Here is a 25,483-nt window from a genome sequence, read left to right as displayed (position 1 = left end):
ACGGGCAGTCGGGCAGTCGGTCGGTGGCGCGGTGGCACGGTGGCGCGGCAGGGCCGTCGGTCAGTAGGGCCTGGCGTCGAAGCGGTCCCGTACCTGGTGGAGGAGGAGCGTCGCGAGTGCGGCGAGCGCGGCGGCCGCCGACTGCCCGGCCGTGGTGAAGGCGGCCGGCGTGTGCGCCGGGTGCATCGCCGCCACCGCCATCAGGGCCGTCCACGCCCCGCCGACCAGTCCGGGCCCGAGCAGCGGGCCCAGCCGGACGGAGAGGGCGAGGCCCGCCGCGGTGAGCGCGAGGCCGGGCAGCAGCCAGCCGAAGGCGAGCAGGCCGTAGCCGGGCAGGGCCAGCGCGGCCAGGCAGTTGAGGCCGAGCGAGGCGGTCAGCGCGGCCACGGTACGGATCATCAGCAGCCGGAAGCCGTGGGTCGGGGCGACCGCGGCGATCTCGTACGTGGGGTCGAGGACCGGCCCGTACGACAGGGCCACCGCGGCCAGCGGGAGCAGCGGGGCGAGGGCCAGGAACAGGGCCGGGGCGTCCACCGCGTGGACCACCAGGACCGTCGCCGCCAGCACGAACGCCACCGACACCAGCCAGGACCTGCGCAGTACCGGGGTCGCGGTGAGCAGCCGAGCGGTGGGCTCGGAGACACGGAGGCGGACAAGCAGCCGTTCGCCCAGGCCGGGCTTCGGCGCGTCCAGTTCGGCGTCCAGCCGCTCCCAGCCGGCGTCCAGCGCGACCGGATCCGACACGGACGCCAGTACCGCCCTGCACGCGGCGCAGGAGCCGACGTGGGTGTCGGCCGACCACAGCAGCGGCGGCGCCAACTCGCCGAGCGCGTACGCCCGTAGATCTTCTTCAGACACGTGCCAGGTCATGCCAGTTCCTCCCGCAACTGCTTGCGCGCCCGCATCGCGCGGGTCTTGACCGTGCCCGGCGGGATGCCGAGCAGGACCGCGGCCTCCCGGGTGGTCAGTCCGTCGATCACCGTGGCCTGGAGCACCGCCCGCAGTTCGGGCGAGAGCCGGACCAGGGCCCCGGCGAGGTCCCCGTGCTCCACCCCCGCGAGCACGCGTTCCTCCGCCGAGACCTCGTCCCGGTGCCGCAGCCGGGCCAGTGCCTGCCGCAGCCGGCCGCGGGCCCCGTCGCCGCGCAGCGCGTCGACCAGCCGCCGCGACCCGATCCGCCACAGCCACCCGGCCGCGTCGGCGTTCTCGGTCTCTCGGTACCTGGCGGTCCCCCGCCACACCGCGAGGAACGTCTCCTGCACGACGTCGTCGACGACCGCCGGATCCGCGCACCGGCCGCGCAACCGTGCGGTCAGCCACGGCGCGTACCGCCGGTACAGCTCCTCGAAGGCGCGCCGGTCCGCGTCCGCCGCGACCGCCCGCAGCAGCTCACCGTCGCTTCTCGTTCCGCTCACGTCTCCTCATCGCACGAGCCCCGCCGATCGGTTCACGGATCCCGGGTTGACTTTCGGGCAGCACTTCCACCACCCTTTCACTACTCAATTAGTGAAAGGGTGGTGGAACGGGTGGTCGAGTACCGCATCGACCGGCGCTCCGGCGTCTCCACCTACGTCCAGATCGTCCAGCAGACCAAGCAGGCCCTGCGCCTGGGTCACCTCCAGCCGGGAGACAAGCTGCCCACCGCCCGCGAGGTGGTCGAGGCCACCGCCATCAACCCCAACACCGTCCTCAAGGCCTACCGGGAGCTGGAGCGCGAGGGCCTGGTCGAGGCCCGGCGCGGCCTCGGCACCTTCGTCAAGCGCTCGCTCGGCACCGCCCCGGCCGCCGAGTCCCCCCTGCACGGGGAGCTGGCGGACTGGGCCGCCCGGGCCCGGGCGGCCGGCCTCGACCGCGACGACGTGGCCGCACTCTTCACCGCCGTACTGGAAACACACTTCGCCAAGCACCTCCAAGGAGAGAGTTCATGACCGACACCGCGATAGCGGCGTCCGCGCTCGGCAAGCGGTTCGGCCGGCGCGGGGGCTGGGCGCTGCGCGACTGCGCCTTCCGGCTCCCCGCCGGGCGGGTCTGCGCCGTCGTCGGCCCCAACGGGGCGGGCAAGTCCACGCTCCTCGCCCTCGCCGCCGGTCTGCTGGGCCCGACCGAGGGCGAGCTGACCGTCCTCGGCACCACTCCGGCCGAGGCACGCAGCAGGGTCGGTTACGTCGCCCAGGACAAGCCGCTGTACCCGCAGCTCACGATCGCCGAGACGCTGGCGATGGGCGCCGACCTCAACCCGGAGCGCTGGGACGCGGCCACCGCCGAAGAGGTCGTGGCCGGCGGCGACCTGGACCCGAAGTCCCGGGTCCGCACCCTCTCCGGCGGCCAGCGCACCCGGGTCGCGCTCGCCCTCGCCCTCGGCAAGCGGCCCGAACTGCTCCTCCTCGACGAGCCGATGGCCGACCTCGACCCGCTCGCCCGGCACGAGCTGATGGGCGTGCTGATGGTGGAGGCGGCCCAGCGCGGCACCACCATCGCGATGTCCTCGCACGTGGTCGCCGAACTGGAGGACTCCTGCGACCACCTGCTGCTGATCGGCGGCGGCCGGGTCCGGCTGGCCGGCGAGATCGACGACCTGCTGGCCGCCCACGCCCGGGTCGCCGCCGGCGCCGGCACCGATCTCGCCCCGCACACCGTCGTGGACTCCCGGACCACCGGCCGCCAGCTCACCGCCCTGGTCCGCCCGGCCGGCCCGCTGCCCGCCGACTGGCGCACCGACGCCCCCTCCCTGGAGGAACTGGTCCTCGCCCACCTCCGCAACCCCGAGGCCCCGGCCCTGACCGCGGTGGAGGCCACCGTATGACCACCCTGACCGCACCCGCGCCCGCGCCCGCCGCCCGGGCCCACCTCGCCCGCTGGCTGCTGCGCCTGCACCGCCCCGCGCTGTACGTCTGGACGGGACTGGTCCTGGCCCTCACCGCCCTGCTCCTCCTCCTGCACGGCCCGCTGACCGACGCCGCGGCCGACGCCTGGCGCCAGTACGACGCCTGCACGGACTGGGAACACTGCACGTACAACCAGAACGCGATCCTGCGCTACAAGGACTGGTACAACTACGTCACCCTGGCCCTGGCCGCGGTCCCCTTCCTGGCGGCCGCCTGGGCCGGCGGCGCGTTCGGCAGGGAACTGGAGTCCGGCACCGCCCGGCTCGGCTGGACGCAGTCCAGCACCCCCGTGCGCTGGCTGACCGTCCGGCTCGCGGTACCGGCCGCGGTCGTCGCCGCCGGGACCGCGCTGCTGGTCTGGCTGCACCACCTGGCCTGGGCCGCGGGCAACGGCCGTATCGACACCGCCAAGCAGTGGTACGACATCCCGACCTTCCACACCAACGGCCCCACCCTCGTCGCCCTGGCCCTGTGCGGCCTGGCCGCGGGCGCGCTGACGGGACTGCTGTCCCGCCGCACCCTGCCCGCCCTCGGCCTCGGCCTGCTCCTGACCGGCGCGGTCTGGACCGCCGCCCAGCTGCTCATGCCCCGCCTGTGGCCGACGAGGACCAGCAGCGGCGAGGCCTACTTCGCCCTCCCCAACAGCTCCTGGACCTGGCGGTCGGGCAAGCTCGCCGACGACGTCCCCTACGGCGACTACCACCCCGCCGCCCACTCCTGGCCGCTCCAGCTCACCACCACCGCCGTGCTCCTCGCCGTGGCGGCCCTGCTCACCCTCGGCTGCTACCTGGCACTGCGCCGCCTGACCGGAAAGAAGACCGCCCGATGACCGCCCTGCCCGCCAGCCCCGCACCCGGGCCCGCACCCGGGCCCGCGGTCGCCCACCGCTCGCTGCGCAGGCTGCATCGCCCCGCGCTGCTCGTCTGGGCCGCGTTCGGGCTGCTCGTGACGGGCTGGCTGCTCTGGGTGCACTTCTCGGAGGTACCCGCCGAGCGGGCCTGCCGGAGCTTCTTCCGCTACGCCCCCATGACCGCCGACTCCCTCCCCGGCTGCGATTACTCGGCGTTCACCGACGCCACCAACGTCGTCAACTTCCTCGGCGAGGCCCTCGGCTACTCCTGTGTGGCCGTCGCCGCCTGGGCGGGCGGGGCGCTGATCGGCCGCGAGCTGGAGTCCGGCACCGCCCGGGTCGCCTGGACCCAGTCCGTGTCCCCGGCCCGCTGGCTGGCCGGCAAGCTGACCGTGGCCGCCCTGCCGCTGGCCGCCGGGGGCGGGCTGCTCGCCCTGGTCTTCGGCTGGGTGTGGAGCTCCGACCGGCCGCAGCTGGTCAGCAACTGGACCTACGACCGCGTCTTCATCGCGCACGGCCCGCTGCTGCCGGCCCTGCTCCTGCTCGGCCTCGCCGTCGGCGCCCTCGCCGGGCTCGCGCTCGGCCGCACCCTCCCGGCGCTCGGCGCGGCCGCCGCCGTGACCCTGGCGGTCAGGCTCTACCTGCGCAAGGCGTGGCTGCCGCTGCGCGGCCCGCTGCACGGCTTCTGGGCCCTGCAACTCGCCGCCACCGCGATGGTGCTCGCCCTGGCCGCCGCGGCCACGGTCGGCGCGTTCTGGCTCTTGCGCCGCCGGACCCGCTGAGGGACCGTCGGTCCCGTGTGTCCCCCGGACGGACCAAGGGCGCGCGGGGCCGGTGGGAAGGTCGTACAGGATCGTCGCTTTCGTGATCCCCAAGGCCTCCTCGGGCTGATCACAGACGCCCGCGAGCCTCCCGCCGCTATCCCATACGCCATGTCTTCGTAACCATTGGTTCAGACGGACTTGCGACGCTCAGCCAATGAAGCCCGCCGTGCCAGAGCCTTCGCCGCCCCCCGAGGGGTTCGCGGGAAACGGGGTCGTCCAGCTCCCACCCGCACGCTCCGACGCGCCCGTCACGGCCCGGGCGCGGAAGAATGGGGTCATGAGTCAGCAGAACGCCCAGGCAGCCGAGGTTCACCACGCCCAGCCCTCCGTGGGCTCCATAGCCGCACACCGCCCGCACACCGTGGCCGCCGTGGTCTCCGACCTGGAACCCGACCTCGACGCCGACCTCGACACGTACGAGGAGTCGCAGGTCGACGGGGTGCAGCTGCCCCAGGGGCGCTTCCTCGACCGGGAGCGTAGCTGGCTCGCGTTCAACGAGCGGGTACTCGAACTGGCCGAGGACCCGAACACCCCCCTGCTGGAGCGGGCGAACTTCCTGGCGATCTTCGCGAGCAACCTGGACGAGTTCTTCATGGTCCGGGTGGCGGGCCTGAAGCGCCGGATCGCCACCGGGGTGGCCACCCGCTCCGCCTCCGGGCTGCAGCCCCGCGAGGTGCTGGAGATGATCTGGGCCCGCTCCCGCGAGCTCATGGCCCGGCACTCCGCCTGCTACCACGAGGACGTCGCCCCCGCGCTCGCGGAGGAGGGCGTCCACCTGGTCCGCTGGGCCGAGCTGACCGAGAAGGAGCAGGCGCGGCTCTTCACGCTCTTCCGGCACCAGATCTTCCCGGTCCTGACCCCGCTGGCGGTCGACCCGGCGCACCCGTTCCCCTACATCTCGGGCCTCTCCCTGAACCTGGCCGTGGTCGTACGCAACCCGGTCAGCGGTCACAAGCACTTCGCCCGCGTGAAGGTGCCGCCGTCGCTGTCCCGCTTCCTGGAGAGCTCCCCGGGCCGGTACGTCCCCATCGAGGACGTCATCGCCGCCCACCTGGAGGAGCTGTTCCCGGGCATGGAGGTCGTGGAGCACCACGCCTTCCGGCTGACCCGGAACGAGGACCTGGAGGTCGAGGAGGACGACGCGGAGAACCTGCTCCAGGCCCTGGAGAAGGAGCTCATGCGGCGCCGCTTCGGGCCGCCGGTGCGCCTGGAGGTCGAGGAGTCCATCGACCGCGAGGTGCTCGACCTGCTGGTGCGCGAGCTGAAGATCTCCGAGGCGGAGGTCTACCCGCTGCCGGGACCGCTCGACCTCACCGGCCTGTTCCGCATCGCGGGCCTGGACCGGCCGGAGCTGAAGTACCGCAAGTTCATCGCGGGCACCCACCGCGACCTCGCCGAGGTCGAGTCGGCGTCCGCGCCCGACATCTTCGCGGCCCTGCGCGAGCGGGACGTGCTGCTGCACCACCCGTACGACAGCTTCTCCACCTCCGTACAGGCCTTCGTCGAGCAGGCCGCCGAGGACCCGGACGTCCTCGCGATCAAGCAGACCCTGTACCGGACCTCAGGCGACTCCCCGATCGTCAACGCGCTCATCGACGCCGCCGAGGCCGGCAAGCAGGTCCTCGTCCTGGTCGAGATCAAGGCCCGCTTCGACGAGCACGCCAACATCAAGTGGGCGCGCAAGCTGGAAGAGGCCGGCTGCCACGTCGTCTACGGCCTGGTCGGTCTGAAGACCCACTGCAAGCTGTCCCTGGTGGTCCGTCAGGAGGGCGAGACGCTCCGCCGCTACAGCCACGTGGGCACCGGCAACTACCACCCGAAGACCGCCCGCCTGTACGAGGACCTCGGCCTGCTCACCGCCGACCCGCAGGTCGGCGCGGACCTGTCCGACCTGTTCAACCGGCTCTCCGGCTACTCCCGCCGGGAGACCTACCGCCGCCTGCTGGTGGCCCCCAAGTCGCTGCGCGACGGACTGATCGCGCGCATCGAGAAGGAAATACAGCACCACCGGGCCGGCCGCCCCGCGTTCATCCGCATCAAGGTCAACTCGATGGTGGACGAGGCGATCATCGACGCCCTGTACCGCGCGTCCATGGCGGGCGTGCCGGTCGACGTCTGGGTGCGCGGCATCTGCGCGATCCGCCCGGGTGTCGCGGGTCTGTCGGAGACCGTCCGGGTCCGCTCGATCCTCGGCCGCTTCCTGGAGCACTCCCGGGTCTTCGCCTTCGGCAACGGCGGCGAGCCCGAGGTGTGGATAGGCAGCGCCGACATGATGCACCGCAACCTCGACCGCCGGATAGAGGCGCTGGTCCGGGTCGTCGACCCGGCTCACCGGGCCTCGCTCAACCGGTTCCTCGAGTCCGGCATGTCCGACTCCACCTCCTCCTGGCACCTGGGCCCGGACGGCGAATGGACCCGGCACGCGACCGACGCGGACGGCCAGCCCCTGCGCAACATCCAGGAGATGCTCATAGACGCCCGGAGGCGCCGGCGTGGCACAGCAACACCTTGAACCGACGGACCCGACGGCCCGGGTGACGACCGGGGACGCCCTCGCGGGCTACCTGCGCGCCCAGGCCACGGAGTTCCTCCGCGCGCTGCGCCTGCACCGGGAGACCGGGACGGTGAGCGCGACGGAGGAGTCCGTCGACGCGGCCCGCGCCCTGCGCCGCTCGGCCCGGCGCATCAGCGGCAGCCTGCACACCTTCCGACCACTCCTGGAGACCGACTGGTCCGAGGAGATCCGCCCCGAACTGGCCTGGCTGTCAGGCACGTTGGGCCTCGAACACGCCTACGAGGCCCGGCTGGAGCGCCTGTTGCTGGCGCTGCACCGCCTCTCCGGCTCGACGAGCCTGCCGGGCCAGGCCACTTCGGAGACGGTGACCGAGCGCGGCAACCTGACGGTGGGCGCGGCCAAGGCGGGCGCCCTCCTCGACCGCCAGCTCACCCTGGCCCGCACCCGGGCCCACTCCACGGCCCTCCAGGCGCTCGGCTCCTCCCGCTTCCACGCGGTCGCCGACAAGGTCGCGGTGCTGGCCAGCGAGGTCCCGCTGACGGCCGCGGCGCCCACGACCGACCTGCGCCCGCTGGCGTCGGCGGCCGAGGAGCGGCTCACCGACGCCATCGCGGCCCTCCCCCTGGTCACCGCGGGCCACCCGTACAACGCGGAGGCCCTGGTCCACGGCCTGTCCCCGGACCCGTCCCCGCACCCACAGGACGGCCCCTGGCACCAGGTCCGCCTCCTGCTCCGCCTGCACCGCTACGCCCGCGAGGTGCTGTGCGGCGGGGACGCGCCCGTGGACGTGCGGCTGCTCGCGGCCGGGCAGGCCCTGAACCGGCACCGCGACGCCTCGGAAGCCGCCGCCGCTGCCGCCTCCGCGGCCCGCACCCCGCGCATCGCCCCCGCGACGGCCTACGCCCTCGGCGTCCTCCACGCCGACCAGCGGCACGAGGTGGAGGCGGCCCGGTTCGCCTTCCAGCAGGCGTGGCAGAAGCAGCGGGTGGAGGCCGTGTGACCGACACCCCGGTGCTGGCGGCGGGCTGCGTCCTGTGGCGCCGCTCGCCGGTCGACGGCGGCCTGGAGGTCTGCCTCGTCCACCGCCCCAAGTACGACGACTGGTCGCACCCCAAGGGCAAGCTCAAGCGGGGCGAGGACGCGGGGGCGGGCGCGTTGCGCGAGGTGGCCGAGGAGACCGGCTACACGGCCGCCCTCGGCAACGAGCTCTCCACCGCCCACTACTACGCCAACGGCCGCCCCAAGGAGGTCCGTTACTGGGCCGGCGAGGCGGGCGAGGGGCACTTCACCCCGAACCACGAGGTGGACCGGATCCTCTGGCTCCGCCCGGTGGAGGCCCGGCAGCGCCTGACCCAGCCGCGGGACGCCGAGCTGGTGGACGAACTGCTGGCCGCACTGCACAACGCGCCTTAGCCGACAACGCCCCTTGGGGGGCTCGACGGAACCAGGGTCCGACTGGGGTCCGGCCCTGGGGAGTCGAGCGGCGGCAGCTGCTTGGCTTCGGACATGACCGAACACCCGTCCGAACACCCGTCCGGGCACACTCGGACCCCCGGCCGGGTCCCGCTCGTCGGCCGTCACGCGGAACTGCGGCTGCTCGCCGACCATGTGACGGGCGTTCAGGAAGGACGACGCGGCGGCGCGGTGCTGCTGGTCGGTGAGCCGGGGATCGGCAAGACCCGGCTGCTGGACCGGCTGGCCGCGAGCTGCCCGGAGCACCGGGTCGTCAGGATCGCAGGGGTACGGTCGGAGGCGGGGCACGGCTTCGCGGCCCTGCACCGTCTGCTCCGCCCCCTCCTGGACGGCCTCGACACGCTTCCGCCGCCCCAACGCGAGGCGCTCGGAGCCGCGTACGGCCTGGCACCCGGGGCAGCACCCGGGGCCGCCGCCGACCGCTACCTGACCGGCGTTGCAACCCTCACGCTGCTCACCGGCGCCGCCTCGACACGCCCCCTGCTGGCCCTGGTCGACGACGCGCAGTGGCTGGACCCCGAGTCCGCCGACGTCCTGGCCTTCACCGGCCGGTGCCTGCACGGCGACGCGGTCACGCTGGTGCTCGCCGGCCGCGAGGGCGACTACGACCGCGACTACGGCCTCGACGGGGACCGCTACCGCGACCACAGCCGCAGCCACGACGGCGGCCGTGGGGGACCGGCTCCGTTCGACGGGATGCCTGTGCTGTCTCTGGTGGGGCTGCCCCCGGGCGACGCCCGTGACCTGCTCGCGGCGCACGGCGCCGGGCGGGTCGACCCGGCGGTGGCCGACCGGATCGCCGCCGAGACCGGGGGCAACCCGCTGGCGCTGCTCCGGCTCACCCGCACGCTGACCGCGGAGCAGCTCTCCGGCACCGCCCCGCTGCCCGCGGCGCTGCCGGTCCCCGGCCCGCTCCGGGCGCACCTTCTGCGCCGGGTCCGCGCGCTGCCCGCCGAGACCCGGACACTGCTGCTGGTCATGGCGGCGGCCTCGCCGCGGGAACCGGTGGAGCGCTGGCGTGCGGCCGGGTATCTCGGCATACCCGCGGGCGCCGTGGACCCGGCGGTGGCCGCGGGCGTCCTCACCCGCGGGCACCCGTCCGGGTTCCGGCGTCCGGTGGTCAGGGCCGCCGTCTACTGGGGCGCCGAGGCGGCGGACCGCCGCCTCGTGCACGCGGCGCTCGCCGCGGTCACCGACCCGGTGCGCGCCCCGGACCGCCGGGCCTGGCACCGCGCCGAGGCGACGGCCGGACTCGACGCGGAGGTCGCCGACGAACTCGAGGCAGCCGCGCGACCCGCACGGGCCGTTGGCGGACCCGCCGCCGAGGCGGCCTTCCTCTCCCGTGCGGCCGAACTGTCCCCCACCGACCGGGCCCCGCGCTTCCTCGCCGCCGCCCGCGCCCACCTCGCGCTCGGGAACCCGGCGTCCGCACAGGCCGCCCTGGACCGGGCCGAGACCGAACTGGGCCCCGGCGACGCCCTCCTGCGCGCCCGCGTCCGGCAGACGAGGGCACGGGTGGACCTGTACTTCGTGCGGCTGACCGGCATACCCGCACGCCTGCTGGACGCCGCCGGCCGCGTCGCCGAGTCCGACGCCCCGCTGGCCCGCCGGCTGCTGATCGAGGGGCTCGCGGCAGTGGTCGTGGGCCACGGCGGCCACGGCGGCCACGGCGGCACCGAAGGCACCGACGCCACCACGCCGTACGCGTTCGCCGCCGCGGTGCTGGCGTCCCCGGCGCTGCGGTCGGCGGGTTCCGCGGCCACCGACCTCCTGCTCAGGGGGCTCGCCGCGCGGCTCCACGACGACTACCCGTCGGCCGTACCGCTGTTGCGGCAGGCGCTCAGGGCGTTCGGGAGCGAGCCGCTCCCGAACGAGGACGAAGGACCCGAAGAGAACGACGAGAACGACGAGAACGACGAGAACGCGGACGACGGGACCGGTGTTCCGCTGGCGGTGCTCGCCCTGTTCGCGGCCGAGGACGTGTGGGACGAGGTGGGCGGACGGGAGGCCTGTACCCGGTTGGCCGGCCAGAGCCGGGGCACCGGCGCGCTGGGCGCCCTCCAGACCGCTCTCATGGTCCAGGCCCTGTGGGACGTGCGGGCGGGCCGGTTCGACGCGGCCCGGGCCGCCTTCGAGGAGGCCGCGGAGCTCGCCGCCGCCACGGGCCTGCCCCCGCACGGGCCCGCCCAGCGGATCGAGCTGCTGGCCTGGAGCGGCCGGGAGGCCGAGACCCGGGCGGCCGCGGCCGAGATCGCGGAGGTCTGGGTGCGGCGGTACGGCAACGACGACTTCGGCGACCGGGCCCGGACCTGTCTCGCCGTCCTGGAGACCGGCCTCGGCCGGTACCCGCAGGCGCTGGCCTGCGCGCGCGTGGCGCTGGAGAAGGACCGCCCCGGCACCGGGAGCCGGGTGCTCCACGAGGTGGTCGAGGCCGGCGTGCGCAGCGGCGACCACCGCGCCGCGAAGCAGGCCCTGGCCCGTCTGGAGGCGCGCGCGGCGGCGAGCGGCACCCCCTGGGCGCGGGGCCTGCTGGCCCGCTGCCGGGCGCTGATGGCCGACGACGAGCACGCGGAGGCCTACTACGCCGAGTCCGTGGAGCTGCTCGGCCGCACCGGGATCGTCACCGAGACGGCCCGGTCCCATCTGCTGTTCGGGGAGTGGCTGCGGCGGCGCAGGCGGCGCGGCGACGCCCGGGAGCAACTGCGCACGGCCCACCGGTTGTTCACCGGGATGGGGGCCGCGGCCTTCGCCGAGCGGGCCCGCGCCGAGCTCGCGGCCGCCGGCGAACAGGCCCGGGCCCGTACCGCGCCGGCCGATCGCGAACTGACGCCCCGGGAGCGGGAGGTGGCCCGGCTCGCGGCCGACGGGGTGATGAACGCCGACATCGCGGTCCGGCTGTTCATCAGCGTCTCGACCGTCGAGTACCACCTCGGCAAGGTCTTCCGGAAGCTCGGCATCACCTCACGGCGCCACCTGGCGTCCGCGCTGGATGCCGAGCCCCGGCTCTGAGCGGTGCTACTCGGTGGGCGGAGGTCCGGCGACCCGTACCCGGTACGCCTCGGCCGAGGCGATGATCGCGCCGATGTCGAAGGCGGCCGGGGCCTCGTCGACGCTGGACACCGGCGTGCCGTTGGCCACGAACCAGTCCTCGACGTTGGCCGGCGAGAAGACGGTGGCCAGCCGGGCGGACTTGCTGCGCACGAGGTAGCTGTGCGCGACGCCACGCGGGCCGTGCGCGGCCTGGCCGGGTTCGAGGTCGAACTTCTGGTCGCCGACGAAGAAGGTCACCTTCCCGTCCAGGACGATCCAGACCTCCTCCTCGTCCTCGTGGACGTGCAGCGGGGGCGCGTGGCCTGCGGCGTCGGTGAACTCCATGACGCTGATGGATCCGCCGGTCGCCCGGCTGGGCACCAGCACGCGGGCCTGCCCGCCGAGGAACCAGAACGGCTCCGCGGCCGTGTGCGGAGCGGTCATGACCGTCCCTTCAGGAAGGTGAGCAGGATGCGGGTCATCTCCGCCGGGTGTTCCTCGTAGAGCCAGTGGCCGGAGTCGGGTACGACGACCCCGGTGACGTGGGTCGCGTACTTCTTGACCTGCTTGGGCACGGAGTCGCCGAGGCTGCCGTCGGCCCCGATCGCGAGCACGGGCATGGTCAGCTTCTTCTTCTGGTAGACGGCGTCGTTCTTCATGTCCTGCGGCAGCGTCCGGAACCAGGCCAGGCTCGCCCGGAGATGGGCCGGGTCCTTCAGGTAGCCGGCGAAGACCGCGACGTCGTCGGGGGTGACCGCGCCCTTCTGGACCTCCAGGTTGTCGATGAACCGGTCCGTCCACACCTCCTCGCGGCCCTGGATGAGGTCCTCGGGCAGGCCGTTGCCGAGGGCGAAGAAGCCGAAGTGCCAGGCGCCGGGGCCGTTCGCCGTCAGCGACGGGAAGCTGTAGATGCCCGGGTCCGGGATCGGGGCCTCGCTGAGCACGAGCTTCTTCACGTCGGCGGGGTGCGCGGCGGCGTAGGAGTAGGCGACCATCGTGCCGATGTCGTGCCCGACGAGCCGGATGTCCTTGTCGTGGCCGATCTTGGCGAGCAGGCCGTGGATGTCCGCGGCCATGGTCTTCTTGTCGTAGCCGGTGGCCGGGGCGTCGCTGCTGCCGGCGCCCGGCAGGTCGGGGGCGATGACCGTGTAGTGCTCGGCGAGCGCGGGCATGATGTGCCGCCACTCGTACCAGGTCTGCGGGTAGCCGTGCAGCAGGACCAGGGTCGGGCCGTGGCCGCCGATCACGTAGTTGAGGCCGACGGTGCCGACCTGCGTCCGGTGCTGGGTGAAGCCGGCCGGCAGGTCCTCCTGCACGGCGGCGGCCCGGGTGGCGGGCGCGGCGGTCGCGTGCTGCGTGGCGCCGGCGGCGGTGAGGCCGAGCGCCGCCGCCGTGGCCAGCAGGGTCAGGACTCTCGGGGTGGCGGCAGCGGACAGGTGTCGCACGGGGAACTCCAGGGAGGGGGAGGAACCGGGCAGCGGACCCGGGAGGCGCTAGAGGGACTGCCGGTGCAGCCAGGTCAGGACCGTGTTCGCGACCTCCTGCCAGCCGTTGTCGATGGTCAGCGAGTGGCCCCGGTCGGGGAAGTCGGTGATGTCGGTGACCGCGTCGGAGTGCCGGTACTGCTTGAGCGTGGCGCGGGTGACCGTCTCGGGCACCGTGTGGTCCTTGCCGCCCGCGATCAGCAGCAGCGGCCCGCGCGCGGCGTTGGCGGTGTCGACCTTGGCCGGTGAGTGCGGGTTGAAGTTGGCCGCCGCCGCCTCGAAGAGCGGTTTGCCCGGGGCCGGGATCGTCCAGCGCTCGTACAGCCGCGCCGACTCCTCCTCGGCGAGCGTGTTGCCGAACGCGAACCGGAACTGCTCGGCGGTGAGGGACACCGCGCGGTGCTTGTTCGCGGGGTTCCAGAACACGGGTGCGGTGACGCGCAGCGCCGACAGCGGGAGCGGCAGTACGCCCTTGATCTGCGCGGCGTCGATGGCCACGGCCGCCGCGGCCAGGTCCTGCCCGAGCAGCTTCTGCGCGATCATCCCGCCGAAGGAGTGCCCGATCAGCACGGGAGCCGTGTCCAGTTGGCGGATGATCGCGGCGTAGTGCTCGACGACGTCGTCGATGCCGTGGTCGGCGATGCTCTCGGGACGGGCGCGGGCCTCCTCGACGGTGTCCGGGACTCCCGGCCAGCCGGGGGCCGACGCCGTGTAGCCCCCCTCTCGGTCGAACAGCTCGATCCAGGGGTGCCACGAGGTGGCGTGCAACCACAGTCCGTGGATGAACAGGACGGGCCTCGGTGTCGTCATGGCTGCCTCTTCGCTCGGGGAACGGGGGCGGACTCGCCTCGGCTCAGGACACCATCCGGGCCGTGGCGTTCGAATCGGGGTGGACCCACAGTCCCGGGGAACGCCGGTCACTGGGGTCGGGGCGGCCCGCGCCCCCGCGCGGGCCCCGAACCGCACGTTTTCGCCCGTGACTTGACGATCTTTGTGCCCCGGGCGGCCGTCTCCCGGCGATATCCTGCGGGTTGCGGCAGGTCCGGCCCTTGGAGGCTCGTGTTGGAGCGCGCTGGTTCGGAGGGGCTGTTCGTGGGCCGCCTCGGCGAGTCGGCCCGGTTGGCGGAGTGCGCCGACCGGGTGCGGGCCGGGGAGTCGTGGCTCGCGGTGGTCGAGGGAGAGGCCGGGATCGGCAAGAGCGCCCTGCTGCGCCGTTTCGCCGCCTCCCTGTCGGACCACACCGTCCTGTGGGCCACCGCCGACGCCTCGGAGACGGGCTTCTCGGGCGGGGTCATCGGCCAGCTGACCCGGCGGGTGGACCGCGAACTGCTCGCCCAGTTCCCGCTGCTGGCCGGGGAGCCGCCGGCCGGCGCGACCCCGCACGCGGTCGGCGGGCAGCTGCTGCTCCTGCTGGGGGCGCTCCAGGAGTCCGGGCGGCCGGTCGCCGTGGTGGTGGACGACCTGCAGTGGGCGGACCGGCTGTCGATCCAGGCCCTGGGCTTCGTGCTGCGGCGCCTGTGGGCGGACCGGGTGCTGACCGTGGTGGCGACCCGTCCGGACGCGGAGGCCGCGGCGGAGCCCCTGGACCGGCTGCTGCGGTCCCTGGACCGGACGGTCAGGCTGGAGCTGCGCGGCCTCGGCGACGGCGAGGTGGCCCAGCTGGCCCAGGGGCTGGTGGAGGGGCGGCTGGCGGCGGGCCTGATCGAGCGGCTGTACGCCCACACCCAGGGGCATCCGCTGTACGTCCGGATGGTGCTGGCCGAGGTGCCCGCCGCCGCGCTCCACGACGGCGTGCTGGAGCGCTGGCCGGTGCCGCCCTCGCTCCGGGTCGGGATCCGGGCCCAGATGAACCGCCTCCCGAAGGGCGCGCGCGACCTGCTCGCGGCGCTGGCGGTGCTGGACGCGCGGGTGCCGCTGGCGACGGCCGGACGGCTGGCCGGGGTCGCGGATCCGGTCCGGGCCCTCGGCCCCGCCCTGGCGTCGGGGCTCGCGCAGTGGTGGCCGATGGAACACGAGAGCCCCGTCGCGCTGGTGCACGCCCTGCACCGCGACGCCGTGTACGAGACGCTCACCCCCGAACGGCGCCGGGCCCTGCACGCCGGCGCGGCGGCCGTCGTCGGCACGGCCGCCGGCTGGGCGCACCGGGTCGCCGCGGCCGGCGGACCCGACACCGGGCTCGCCGACGAGCTGGAGGAGTCCGGCATGCGGGAGGCGGCGAACGGGCGCAACGCCCTGGCCGCCACCCGGCTGCTGTGGGCGTCCGCGCTGTCGGAGAGCCGCGAGGAGCACGAGCGACGGCTCCTGACCGCCTGCGCGCAGTCGCTGCTCACCATGCTGCCCGGCTGGTCCGCGAAGCTGCGGCCGCAGGTCGAGGAGTGCGCCCCGGGTCCGCTGCGCAGCTGCGTCCTGGGCGTGATGGACATGATGGCGGGCCGGTTCGCCGCCGCCGAGGCCCACCTGGACCGGGCCTGGCAGGACGCCCTGGCGCAGCCCGCGGCCGACTGGGTCGCCGTGCTGGCGGGCACCTTCCTCGCCAACATCACCCTGTGGCACGGCCGCGGCGCCCAGACGGTGGAGGTCGCCCGCCGGACCCTGGCGATCGGCGACCTGGACCCGGCCACCACGGACTTCACCCGGGCCGCGCTGGCCACCGGACGGCTCTGGCACCGGGGCCCGCGCGCCGCGCTCCAGGACCTCACACACCTTCCGGACGACGGCTCGCCGGTCCCCGACCACAGCCTCGACACCCTGGCCACCCGGGGAGTCCTGCGGCTCTTCCTCGGCGAACTCGCCCCCGCGCGCGCCGATCTGCGGACCGCGGCGGCACGCGACCGGCAGGGCGCCGGGGCCAAGATGGGCCCGCTGACGCTCTCCCTGCTGTCCGTGGTCCACTACCTCGCGGGCGACTGGAACGAGAGCGAGTCGGTCGCGGACCGGGCGCTCGCGGTGGCGGCCACCCACGACCAGCTGCTCGGCGACGCGGCGGCCCGCTTCTCGGCCGTCTGCGTGCTGGCCGGCCGGGGCGAGTGGGACGCGGCCGAGGACCACGTGGACAACCTCGCACGCCTCGCGAAGAACCTCGGCGCGTCGACCGAGATCGTCTACTGGTCGCTGGCCGGGGCCACGGTGGCGCAGGCCCGCGCCGACCATCCGGCGATGCTGCGCGCGCTCGCGCCGTTGCTCGACGGCACGCCGGACCCCGCGGGCGGCGCGGTCCGGCTCCGGTACAAGCCGTTCGGGCTCTGGCAGCAGTCGCTGCTCGTCGAGGCCCTGACCGGCTGCGGGCAGCCGGAGGCCGCCGCGGCCACGCTGGACGACATGCGGCAGGCGTTCGACGGCACCGGCTACCTCCGGGTGGTGGTCGCCCGGCTGGCCGGCCTCGTCGCCGAGGCCCAAGGCCGTCCGCACGACGCCCTGGAGCTGTACGAGCGGGCCGTGGCCGCCGTCGCCGCGGCGACCGACCCAGCCGACGCGTCCCCGCTCTACCGTGCCCTGCTGGAACAGGACTACGGCAGACTGCTGCTGGCCACCAGGGCCGCCTCACGGCGCACGGCCGCGATGTGGCTGAACACGGCGCACGGCCGCCTCAGCGCGCTGCGGGCCACCCCGTTCGTACAGCGCTGCGAGGCGCAGCTCGCGGCCAGCGGGCTCACCGCACCCGAACAGGCCCCCAGCCGGCTGCTCACCCTCACCGAACGCGAACTGTCCGTGGCGTACGTCGTGGCCGGCGGCCGGACGAACCAGGAGGCGGCGGCCGAGCTCTACGTCAGCCAGAAGACGGTCGAGTACCACCTGTCCCACATCTACGCCAAGCTCGGCATCACGTCCCGCCGCCAACTCGGCGAAGCGCTGCGTGCCTTGGAGAGCTGACCGCTCCGCCGTCCGCCGACTGCAGCGCCGTCGTGGCTGGTCGCGCCCACGCGGCGGAGCCGCATATTGATACAGCCCCGCGCCCCTTCAGGGCGCCCCTCACACCCCGGTTCTGTGTCCCGCGCCGTCCGTCCGCGCGAGGCTTCTCGCCCGCCGCGCCGGTCCGCGCCAGCCGCATGTGCACCGGGCGAAACAGAACCGCCCCTGCTCGATCATGCTCGTGTGGTGTTCCTGTCCCTGCAAGGCCCGCTCGGAACCGTCCTCCTGCGCCACGCCGACAACGTTACCGACGCTCGGTAAAGCACTGGTATGCGTGACGGCCCCTCCCACCCCTCGTTAAGCGGAACGACGCGGGACCCGTGACGGACACACCGGCTGGGGGTAGGCAGGCAATGGATCGGCGGCAGCACTGGCGCGCTGGGAAGACGGCCGTCACCGTAGGGCTCGTGGTCGGCCTCGGCGCCTGCGCCACCGGCTGCGGCGGCGCCACGGCCGAGGGCGCCGGCGGCTCCCCCGGTGACAACCCGGTCGCCCTCCTGAAGCGCACGGCGGACACCCTGCGGGCCACCCGCACCTCCCGGGCCACGACCTCGATGGAGATGGCCACCGGCGGCACCCGGGTCACCATCCGCGGCAAGGGCGTCTACGACTACGACCGGCAGCTCGGCAGGCTCACGGTCGTCCTCCCGCAGGACCCCGCCGGCACCTCCGAGCACCGCCCGATCACCGAACTCCTCGCCCCGGGCGCGCTGTTCATGAAGAACAGGGGCGCCGGGGTGCCCGCCGACAAATGGGTCCGGGTGGAGACCGCGAGCCTCTCCGACGGCAACCTGGTCACCGGCGGCGCCACCGACCCGTTCGCGGCGGCCGAGCTGCTGCGCGGCACCCGCACCGCGACATACGTGGGAGAGACCGAGTTCGCCGGGACCGAGGTCCGGCACTACCGGGGCACCGCCGACCTCGCGACCGCGGCCCGCTCGGCGTCCGCCGGCGTCCGGGCCGCACTGGCCGCCGCGGCCAAAGGGTTCGCCACACCTGAGGTCCCGTTCGACGTGTACCTGGACGACCAGGGGCGGATCCGGAAGCTCCGGCAGCGGTTCAGCTTCGTCAACGACAGCGGCAAGGGCACGGTGGCGGTCGCCTCGACGACCCTGCTGTACGGTTTCGGCACTCCGGTGGACGTGAAGCTGCCACGCTCCGAGGACATCTACGCGGGCCGGATCGCCGAAAACCAGCCGACGCACTAGTCAGGCGACGGCTCCGTACAACCTGTGAACTAGCCCGTCCGTGCCATGCGCGTTGTGTAGACCGCTGCCTACTCTAGAGAGTCGGTGACGGCAGAGAAGAGGTGATGCACGTGGCTCCGGTCGGCGGTACGGCAGTTCAGGACCACGTGGCCCTCGCCGAGATCGAGCTGTGCGGAGAGCTGATCATCGCGGCGTCGGCCGCCGAGGACCGGCTCAGCCTGGAGAGCATCGACGAGGTGCTGCGCGTGGCCGAGGAGCGCGAGGCCTACTGATTCAGGCCAGCGGCCGGGCGGGCTCAGGTCCGCAACAGGCGGGCGATGGCCTGGGTGGCCTCCTCGACCTTCGCGTCGATCTCCGACCCGCCCTTGACGGCCGCGTCGGCGACGCAGTGCCGCAGGTGCTCCTCGAGCAGTTGCAGGGCGAACGACTGGAGCGCTTTGGTGGAAGCGGAGACCTGGGTGAGTATGTCGATGCAGTAGGTGTCCTCGTCGACCATGCGCTGCAGGCCCCGGATCTGGCCCTCGATCCGGCGCAGTCGTTTGAGGTGCTCGTCCTTCTGCTTGTGGTAACCGTGCGTGGTCGCCGGCGCTCCGCTTCCGGAGGGCGTCGTGGCGCCGGCCTCGGTGGTCGTCATCGCGTCCTCCACATCGTCGATTCATATACCCCTGGTGGGTATATGGTAACGAACTTTGCTGGGTATAGGGCCCTCGGGACGCCCCCTTCATGATCACCAAGCCCGATGGGCGAAACTGGAGGGCGGCCCATTAGCCGTGGCCGGATGATGCGCTTAGCATCAGCCTGACCGAAACCCATGCATACCGAGGACCCCAAGTGCGCTTTCGTCTGACCCCCAGGGAGACGAGCTTCTACGACATGTTCGCCGCGTCCGCGGACAACATCGTCACGGGCTCGAAACTCCTGATGGAACTGCTCGGGGCGGACGCGTCTGCCCGGGCCGAGATCGCAGAGCGTATGCGGGCAGCGGAACACGCAGGTGACGACGCCACGCACGCGATCTTCCACCAGCTGAACTCCTCGTTCATCACGCCCTTCGACCGCGAGGACATCTACTCCCTCGCGTCCTCCCTCGACGACATCATGGACTTCATGGAGGAGGCCGTCGACCTGGTCGTCCTCTACAACATCGAGGAACTGCCGAAGGGCGTCGAACAGCAGATCGAGGTGCTGGCCCGGGCCGCCGACCTGACGGCCGAGGCGATGCCGCACCTGCGCACGCTGGAGAACCTCACCGAGTACTGGATCGAGGTGAACCGCCTGGAGAACCAGGCGGACCAGATCCACCGCAAGCTTCTCGCCCACCTCTTCAACGGCAAGTACGACGCGATCGAGGTGCTGAAGCTCAAGCAGATCGTGGACGTCCTGGAAGAGGCGGCGGACGCGTTCGAGCACGTGGCGAACACGGTGGAGACCATCGCCGTCAAGGAGTCCTGAGCCGTCGATGGACACCTTCGCGCTCGTCCTGACCATCCTGGTCGCGCTCTTCTTCACATATACGAACGGTTTCCACGACTCGGCGAACGCCATCGCGACCTCGGTCTCCACGCGGGCGCTGACGCCGCGCGCGGCCCTGGCGATGGCGGCCGTGATGAACCTCGCGGGCGCCTTCCTGGGCTCCGGGGTCGCCAAGACGGTCAGCGAGGGCCTGATCGAGACGCCCAAGGGCTCCACGGGCATGGGCATCCTCTTCGCCGCGCTGGTCGGGGCGATCGTCTGGAACCTCGTCACCTGGTACTTCGGCCTGCCCTCGTCCTCCTCCCACGCGCTCTTCGGCGGCCTGGTGGGCGCGGCGCTGGCCGGCGGCACGACGGTCCTGTGGAACGGCGTCGTGGACAAGGTCATCATCCCGATGTTCCTGTCCCCCGTCGTCGGCCTGATCCTCGGCTACCTGGTCATGACGGCCATCATGTGGCTGTTCCGCCGCTCCAACCCGCACAAGGCGAAGCGGGGCTTCCGGATAGCGCAGACCGTCTCCGCGGCCGGCATGGCCCTCGGCCACGGCCTCCAGGACGCCCAGAAGACGATGGGCGTCGTCGTCATGGCACTGGTGATCTCCGGCCACGAGACGTACGGCGACCCGATCCCGGTCTGGGTCAAGATCGTCTGTGCCGTGATGCTCTCCCTCGGCACCTACGCGGGCGGCTGGCGCATCATGCGCACCCTCGGCCGCAAGATCATCGAACTCGACCCGCCGCAGGGCTTCGCCGCCGAGGCGACCGGCGCGTCGATCATGTTCACCACGGCGTTCCTCTTCAAGGCGCCGATCTCCACGACCCACGTCATCACCTCGGCCATCATGGGCGTCGGCGCGACCAAGCGCGTGAACGCGGTCCGCTGGGGCGTCGCCAAGAACATCGTCCTCGGCTGGTTCATCACCATGCCGGCAGCGGCCCTGGTAGCAGCAGCAGCCTTCGGCATCATCGACCTGACATTCCTGTAGCCCCTCCGCCCACCCACCCGACTCGGTCGGCAGGGAGGGCCGGGCCTTCGAACACCGGCTGGGACAGCGCCCCGTCAGGGGCGCGGGGAACTGCGCGACCAGCCACGACCCGCCCGCAGCCGCGGTACGACAGCGCCACCCACCCCCTGCGGCTCTTCCCCACCCTCAGACCCGCAGCCGCCGGACGGCAGTCCCCGCCCACCCTCGACCTCGCCCTCTCTACGAACCGAGTCGGGTGGGCGGGTGGGTGGGTGGGCGAAAAGGCAAAGAGAACGCAGGCGGGCCCGCCCCCGGGAGCCAGGGGCGGGCCCTTTTGCGTCCTCGCGGTGGCACCGCCATGCAGCACCGCGAGGGGTCAGTTCCGGCTCAGCCGAATCGGCCGGAGATGTAGTCCTCGGTGGCCTGCACCGAGGGGTTGGAGAAGATGCGCTCCGTGTCGTCGATCTCGATCAGCTTGCCGGGCTGGCCGACGGCCGCCAGGTTGAAGAACGCCGTACGGTCGGAGACACGCGCCGCCTGCTGCATGTTGTGCGTCACGATGACGATCGTGAAGCGCTCCTTCAGCTCGCCGATCAGGTCCTCGATGGCGAGGGTCGAGATCGGGTCGAGCGCCGAGCAGGGCTCGTCCATGAGCAGCACCTTCGGCTCGACCGCGATCGCGCGGGCGATGCACAGACGCTGCTGCTGGCCACCGGAGAGACCGGAGCCCGGCTTGTTCAGGCGGTCCTTGACCTCGTTCCAGAGGTTCGCGCCCTTGAGCGACTTCTCGACGACGTCGCCGAGCTCGCTCTTCTTGAAGTTGCCGTTCAGGCGCAGACCCGCGGCCACGTTGTCGAAGATCGACATCGTGGGGAACGGGTTGGGGCGCTGGAACACCATGCCGACCTCGCGGCGCACGGCCACCGGGTCGATGTTGGTGCCGTAGAGGTTCTCGTCGTCGAGGAGGACCTTGCCCTCGACCCGGCCGCCGGGCGTGACCTCGTGCATCCGGTTCAGCGTGCGCAGGAAGGTCGACTTGCCACAGCCGGAGGGGCCGATGAACGCCGTGACGGTGCGCGGCTCGATGTTCATCGAGATGTCTTCGATGGCCTTGTGGGAGCCGTAGTAGGCGGTGAGCCCGCTTACGTCGATTCGCTTGGACATTACTTCTTCACTTCCAGGAGTCGGTCGCTGTCGGCCGGTCAGCGACCGGTCTTGGGGGCCTTCCAGCGGGCGATGCCGCGGGCCACCAGGTTCAGGATCATCACGAAGGCGATCAGCGTGAGCGAGGCCGCCCAGGCACGGTCGTAGGCCGCGTTGGCGCCGGCGCTGTTCGCGTACTGCTGGTAGATGAACAGCGGCAGCGACGACTGCGCACCCTCGAAGGGGTTGTTGTTGATGAACGGGTTGCCGAACACCAGCAGCAGCACCGGGGCGGTCTCGCCCGCGATACGGGCGATGGCCAGCATGACACCGGTCGTGATACCGCCGATGGAGGTCGGCAGGACCACCTTCAGGATGGTGCGCCACTTGGGCACGCCGAGCGCCAGGGACGCCTCGCGCAGCTCGTTCGGGACGAGCTTGAGCATCTCCTCGGTGGAGCGCACGACCACCGGCATCATCAGGATGGCCAGGGCCAGCGATCCGGCGAAGCCGAAGGGCTGCATGTCGAAGATCAGCATGAGGCTGAGGATGAACAGACCCGCGACGATCGACGGGATACCGGTCATCACGTCCACGAAGAAGGTGACGGCCTTGGCGAGGCGGCCGCGCCCGTACTCGACGAGGTAGACCGCGGTGAGGATGCCGATCGGGGCACCGATCAGGGTGGCGAGGCCGACCTGCTCCAGGGAGCCGATGATGGCGGCGTAGGCGCCACCGCCCGGCTGGGAGTCGGCGACGACGCCCATGGAGTGGGAGAGGAAGTAGGGGTCCAGGACCTTCACACCGCGCGAGACGGTCACCCAGATCAGGGAGACCAGCGGAACCACGGCGATCACGAAGGCGACCCAGACCAGGGAGGTCGCGACCCGGTCCTTGGCCTGCCGGCGGCCCTCGACGCGGGCGGCGATGCCGTAGGTGCCGAGGACGTAGAGGAGACCGGCGATCAGACCCCACTGGACCTTGCTGTCCAGGCCGCCGACCAGGCCGATGGCCACGCCGAGCACGATGGCTCCGGCGACGATGGCGTAGGGCGACCACTTGGGGAGGGTGGCACCACGCAGGGTGCTGGCTGCTGCGGTGCTCATGCGTTGGCCCCCGAGTACTCTGCGCGGCGCTGGATGATGATGCGGGCCGCGCCGTTGACCAGCAGGGTGATGACGAAGAGGACCAGACCGGAGGCGATGAGCGCGTCACGGCCGTCCGAGGTCGCCTCGCCGAACTTGCTGGCGATGTTCTGGGCGAAGGTGCCACCGCCCGGGTTGAGCAGGCTGGCGTGGATGTCGAAGTCCGGGGAGAGCACGGTGGCGACGGCCATCGTCTCGCCGAGCGCGCGGCCGAGGCCGAGCATCGAGGCGGAGATCACGCCGGAGCGCCCGAAGGGCAGCACCGACATCCGGACGACCTCCCAGCGGGTGGCGCCGAGGGCCAGGGCGGCCTCTTCGTGCATCTGCGGGACCTGACGGAAGACCTCGCGGCTCACGTTGGTGATGATCGGCAGGATCATGATCGCGAGCAGGATCGAGACGGTCAGGATCGAGCGCGGGGCACCGCCGTCCCAGGAGAAGATCCCGGTCCAGCCGAAGTAGTCGTTCAGCCAGCTGAACAGGCCGGTCATGTGCGGCACGAGGATCAGCGCGCCCCAGAGGCCGTACACGATGGACGGCACGGCGGCGAGCAGGTCGATCACGAACGCGACGGGGCCGGCCAGGCGGCGCGGCGCGTAGTGCGTGATGAAGAGCGCGATCGCGACGGCGATCGGGACCGCGATGGCCATGGCGATGATCGAGGAGACGATCGTGCCGAAGGCGAGGACCGCGATGCCGAAGGTCGGCGGGATGAGGTTGGTGTTCCACTCGAAGGTGGTGAGGAAGTTGCCGTGGTCGCGGTTGATCGCGAGGGCTGCCCGGTAGGTGAGGAAGACCGCGATCGCGGCCATGATCACCAGCAGCAGGATGCCGGAACCGCGGGAGAGACCGAGGAAGACTCGGTCACCGACCCGGGTGGCGCCGCGTGCGTTGCGCTTCTGCTGGGCCGCGGAGTGCTGTGGGGGCGTCGGGGGAGATGCGTCTGCTGTTTGCGTCGATATGTCCATCGGGTTCTCCGGTCTGCGGAGTCGCCTCGGGGGGCGGCTCGGAGGAGCCGTACGTCCCACACGTAGGGGCGTACGGCTCCGGGCGGCGGTGCACCGGACGGTGCGGCCGGGTTCCCTCGGGAACTCGGCCGCACTCGCGGATCTTTAGCTCAGGCCCTCGATGGTGGAGCGGACCTTCGTGATGATGTCGTCGGGGACCGGGGCGTAGTCGATCGTGGAGAGCAGCTTCTGGCCGTCCTCGGAGGCGATGTAGCGCAGGAACGCCTTGGTCGCCGGGAGGGTGTCGGCCTTGTTGCCCTTGTCGCAGACGATCTCGTAGGTGACCAGGGTCATCGGGTACGCACCCTCGGCCTTGGTGTTGTAGTCGAGCTGCAGCGCCAGGTCCTTGCCGGTGCCGACGACCTTGGCGGCCGCGATGTCGGCGGTGGCGGACTCGGTCGACGGGGCGACCGGCGCGCTGGCACCCGTGTCGATCGAGACGGCCTTGACACCGTCCGAGACGTAGGAGAGCTCGAAGTAACCGATGGCGCCGGAGGTCTGCTTGACCTGCTGGGCCACACCCGCGGACTGCGGAGCGGACTGGCCGCCCTTGGCCTGCCAGGCCTTGCCGCCGGAGTACTTCCAGTTGGACGGGGTGGCGGCGATCAGGTACTTGGTGAAGTTGTCCGTCGTGCCCGACTCGTCCGAGCGGTGGAACGCCTGGATCTTCAGGTCGGGGAGCTTGGCGGACGGGTTCAGCTTCTTGATCGCCGCGTCGTTCCACTTGGTGATCTTGCTGTCGAAGATCTTCGCGATCGTCGGAGCGTCCAGCACCAGGTTGTCGACACCCGGGACGTTGTAACCGAGGGCGATCGGGCCGCCGACCATCGGGAGGTCGATGCCCTGGCCGCCGGAGCAGACCTTCTTGGAGGCGGTGACCTCTTCCGGCTTGAGCGCGGAGTCGGAACCGGCGAAGGCGACCTGGCCCTGCGTGAAGGCGGTCACACCGGCGCCGGAGCCGGAGCCCTTGTAGTTGATCTGCACACCACAGGCCTGGGAGAAGTTCTTCACCCAGGCGTCGATCGCGTTCTTCTGCGCGGAGGAGCCGTCGGCGAGCAGCTGGCCCTTGGCGTCGTCACACTTGATGGAGCTGGCGTTCGAAGAGGCCGAGGCGGTGCTCGAACCGCTGCCGCCACCGTTGTCGTCCGAGCCGCACGCCGTCAGGGCCAGGGCGCCGGAGACAGCGACAGCACCGAGAGACAGGGCGCGCAGCCGGTTCTTGCGCTGAAGCTTCACTTTCGGGAGTTCCTTCCAGAGGCGCCACCTTCGGCGGCGTGCGAAGTAAGTGCTGGGTGAGGGCCTCCTGACTGGGCATTTACGACCGCTCACCGCACCCGGTAAGGCCGAAATTAGGCAGAACAGGTGAAGCGGCCGATGGCCATAGGTGAACGGGGGGTGAACCCCTGCCGTCGACCCGGTTAGGTCACGGAATGCTTACGGTGAGGGCACATGCCGGTTCCAACGAGTGGGTTACACGAACATTTCTTCGCCGTTCGCCATCGCAGTCGTTACGACGTCACAGCGTTCGTTACACCGCACGGGAACCCGTGTGCGACGGACGCCGTCTCGTCCC

23 protein-coding genes are annotated in these 25,483 nt (G+C 72.3%); 13 read left to right on the top strand and 10 right to left on the bottom strand.

What is annotated here, in order from left to right:
• Nucleotides 1-60 precede the first annotated feature (60 nt).
• Both ACGF5O_RS19625 and ACGF5O_RS19620 read right to left on the bottom strand, forming a co-directional pair.
• A complete protein-coding gene (locus ACGF5O_RS19625) occupies nucleotides 61-870 on the bottom strand; it encodes a zf-HC2 domain-containing protein (protein ID WP_393811128.1) in 810 nt (269 codons plus the stop codon).
• The gene (locus ACGF5O_RS19620) at nucleotides 867-1,415 is read right to left on the bottom strand and encodes an RNA polymerase sigma factor (protein ID WP_393811127.1); all 549 of its coding nucleotides are present in this window, start codon (nucleotides 1,413-1,415) and stop codon (nucleotides 867-869) included. The genes ACGF5O_RS19625 and ACGF5O_RS19620 overlap by 4 nt, the downstream gene beginning before the upstream one ends.
• 111 nt (nucleotides 1,416-1,526) lie before the next feature.
• On the opposite strand from ACGF5O_RS19620, the gene ACGF5O_RS19615 reads away from it, so the two are divergent.
• From ACGF5O_RS19615 to ACGF5O_RS19580, 8 genes are all read left to right on the top strand, one after another.
• On the top strand, nucleotides 1,527-1,928 hold the full coding sequence (locus ACGF5O_RS19615; RefSeq protein ID WP_393811555.1) for a GntR family transcriptional regulator: 402 nt from the start codon (nucleotides 1,527-1,529) through the stop codon (nucleotides 1,926-1,928).
• Nucleotides 1,925-2,803: an ABC transporter ATP-binding protein gene (locus ACGF5O_RS19610; protein ID WP_393811126.1), complete on the top strand. Its 879-nt coding sequence runs from the start codon at nucleotides 1,925-1,927 to the stop codon at nucleotides 2,801-2,803. Before ACGF5O_RS19615 ends, ACGF5O_RS19610 begins: the two co-directional genes overlap by 4 nt.
• Nucleotides 2,800-3,714: an ABC transporter permease gene (locus tag ACGF5O_RS19605; protein WP_393811125.1), complete on the top strand. Its 915-nt coding sequence runs from the start codon at nucleotides 2,800-2,802 to the stop codon at nucleotides 3,712-3,714. The genes ACGF5O_RS19610 and ACGF5O_RS19605 overlap by 4 nt, the downstream gene beginning before the upstream one ends.
• Entirely contained in the window at nucleotides 3,711-4,517 is an 807-nt protein-coding gene (locus tag ACGF5O_RS19600; protein ID WP_393811124.1) for a hypothetical protein, read from the top strand. Before ACGF5O_RS19605 ends, ACGF5O_RS19600 begins: the two co-directional genes overlap by 4 nt.
• 196 nt (nucleotides 4,518-4,713) lie before the next feature.
• A complete protein-coding gene (locus tag ACGF5O_RS19595) occupies nucleotides 4,714-7,071 on the top strand; it encodes an RNA degradosome polyphosphate kinase (protein WP_393811123.1) in 2,358 nt (785 codons plus the stop codon).
• Nucleotides 7,052-8,074, top strand: coding sequence for a CHAD domain-containing protein (locus ACGF5O_RS19590; protein ID WP_393811122.1), 1,023 nt, complete (start codon nucleotides 7,052-7,054; stop codon nucleotides 8,072-8,074). The genes ACGF5O_RS19595 and ACGF5O_RS19590 overlap by 20 nt, the downstream gene beginning before the upstream one ends.
• Nucleotides 8,071-8,487 carry an NUDIX hydrolase gene (locus ACGF5O_RS19585; protein ID WP_393811121.1) on the top strand — a complete coding sequence of 139 codons (417 nt, stop codon included), beginning with the start codon at nucleotides 8,071-8,073 and terminating at the stop codon, nucleotides 8,485-8,487. Before ACGF5O_RS19590 ends, ACGF5O_RS19585 begins: the two co-directional genes overlap by 4 nt.
• Before the next feature lie 93 nt (nucleotides 8,488-8,580).
• Nucleotides 8,581-11,556, top strand: a complete 2,976-nt coding sequence (locus ACGF5O_RS19580) for an AAA family ATPase (protein WP_393811120.1) — start codon at nucleotides 8,581-8,583, stop codon at nucleotides 11,554-11,556.
• Between the two features lie 6 nt (nucleotides 11,557-11,562).
• On the opposite strand, the gene ACGF5O_RS19575 is transcribed toward ACGF5O_RS19580, so the two are convergent.
• Genes ACGF5O_RS19575 through ACGF5O_RS19565 form a run of 3 tightly spaced genes read right to left on the bottom strand, consistent with a single transcriptional unit; the run spans nucleotide 11,563 to nucleotide 13,871 of the window.
• Nucleotides 11,563-12,021 carry a cupin domain-containing protein gene (locus ACGF5O_RS19575; RefSeq protein ID WP_393811119.1) on the bottom strand — a complete coding sequence of 153 codons (459 nt, stop codon included), beginning with the start codon at nucleotides 12,019-12,021 and terminating at the stop codon, nucleotides 11,563-11,565.
• A complete protein-coding gene (locus ACGF5O_RS19570; RefSeq protein ID WP_393811118.1) occupies nucleotides 12,018-13,022 on the bottom strand; it encodes an alpha/beta fold hydrolase in 1,005 nt (334 codons plus the stop codon). The genes ACGF5O_RS19575 and ACGF5O_RS19570 overlap by 4 nt, the downstream gene beginning before the upstream one ends.
• Nucleotides 13,023-13,070: 48 nt before the next feature.
• Nucleotides 13,071-13,871 (bottom strand): alpha/beta fold hydrolase, encoded by an 801-nt coding sequence (locus ACGF5O_RS19565; protein ID WP_393811117.1) that lies wholly within the window; start codon nucleotides 13,869-13,871, stop codon nucleotides 13,071-13,073.
• Between the two features lie 249 nt (nucleotides 13,872-14,120).
• Here ACGF5O_RS19565 and ACGF5O_RS19560 point away from each other — a divergent pair, with 249 nt between their 5' ends.
• From ACGF5O_RS19560 to ACGF5O_RS19550, 3 genes are all read left to right on the top strand, one after another.
• On the top strand, nucleotides 14,121-16,931 hold the full coding sequence (locus tag ACGF5O_RS19560; protein ID WP_393811116.1) for an AAA family ATPase: 2,811 nt from the start codon (nucleotides 14,121-14,123) through the stop codon (nucleotides 16,929-16,931).
• Between the two features lie 392 nt (nucleotides 16,932-17,323).
• On the top strand, nucleotides 17,324-18,178 hold the full coding sequence (locus ACGF5O_RS19555) for a hypothetical protein (protein WP_393811115.1): 855 nt from the start codon (nucleotides 17,324-17,326) through the stop codon (nucleotides 18,176-18,178).
• A gap of 104 nt (nucleotides 18,179-18,282) precedes the next feature.
• Nucleotides 18,283-18,450 (top strand): hypothetical protein, encoded by a 168-nt coding sequence (locus ACGF5O_RS19550; protein ID WP_294008537.1) that lies wholly within the window; start codon nucleotides 18,283-18,285, stop codon nucleotides 18,448-18,450.
• 23 nt (nucleotides 18,451-18,473) lie between these two features.
• On the opposite strand, the gene ACGF5O_RS19545 is transcribed toward ACGF5O_RS19550, so the two are convergent.
• On the bottom strand, nucleotides 18,474-18,812 hold the full coding sequence (locus tag ACGF5O_RS19545; protein ID WP_352089325.1) for a metal-sensitive transcriptional regulator: 339 nt from the start codon (nucleotides 18,810-18,812) through the stop codon (nucleotides 18,474-18,476).
• Nucleotides 18,813-19,009: 197 nt separating this feature from the next.
• Between ACGF5O_RS19545 and ACGF5O_RS19540 the strand changes: the two genes are divergently transcribed.
• Together ACGF5O_RS19540 and ACGF5O_RS19535 are read left to right on the top strand one after the other, a co-directional pair.
• The gene (locus tag ACGF5O_RS19540) at nucleotides 19,010-19,630 is read left to right on the top strand and encodes a DUF47 family protein (RefSeq protein WP_351703506.1); all 621 of its coding nucleotides are present in this window, start codon (nucleotides 19,010-19,012) and stop codon (nucleotides 19,628-19,630) included.
• 7 nt (nucleotides 19,631-19,637) lie between these two features.
• Nucleotides 19,638-20,636 (top strand): anion permease, encoded by a 999-nt coding sequence (locus ACGF5O_RS19535; protein ID WP_393811114.1) that lies wholly within the window; start codon nucleotides 19,638-19,640, stop codon nucleotides 20,634-20,636.
• Nucleotides 20,637-21,002: 366 nt separating this feature from the next.
• On the opposite strand, the gene pstB is transcribed toward ACGF5O_RS19535, so the two are convergent.
• The 4 genes from pstB to pstS form a co-directional block, all read right to left on the bottom strand.
• The gene (pstB, locus tag ACGF5O_RS19530) at nucleotides 21,003-21,779 is read right to left on the bottom strand and encodes a phosphate ABC transporter ATP-binding protein PstB (protein WP_393811113.1); all 777 of its coding nucleotides are present in this window, start codon (nucleotides 21,777-21,779) and stop codon (nucleotides 21,003-21,005) included.
• Nucleotides 21,780-21,817: 38 nt separating this feature from the next.
• Nucleotides 21,818-22,864, bottom strand: a complete 1,047-nt coding sequence (gene pstA, locus ACGF5O_RS19525) for a phosphate ABC transporter permease PstA (protein ID WP_393811112.1) — start codon at nucleotides 22,862-22,864, stop codon at nucleotides 21,818-21,820.
• Nucleotides 22,861-23,871, bottom strand: coding sequence for a phosphate ABC transporter permease subunit PstC (gene pstC, locus ACGF5O_RS19520; RefSeq protein ID WP_393811111.1), 1,011 nt, complete (start codon nucleotides 23,869-23,871; stop codon nucleotides 22,861-22,863). The genes pstA and pstC overlap by 4 nt, the downstream gene beginning before the upstream one ends.
• A gap of 144 nt (nucleotides 23,872-24,015) precedes the next feature.
• Nucleotides 24,016-25,146: a phosphate ABC transporter substrate-binding protein PstS gene (gene pstS / locus ACGF5O_RS19515; RefSeq protein WP_393811110.1), complete on the bottom strand. Its 1,131-nt coding sequence runs from the start codon at nucleotides 25,144-25,146 to the stop codon at nucleotides 24,016-24,018.
• Nucleotides 25,147-25,483: the final 337 nt, after the last annotated feature.

This window comes from Streptomyces sp. NPDC048291, assembly GCF_043201715.1.
Taxonomy (GTDB): Bacteria; Actinomycetota; Actinomycetes; order Streptomycetales; family Streptomycetaceae; genus Streptomyces.
Note: the sequence above shows the minus strand (reverse complement) of the source record. Positions and strands in the feature narration are given on the sequence as shown.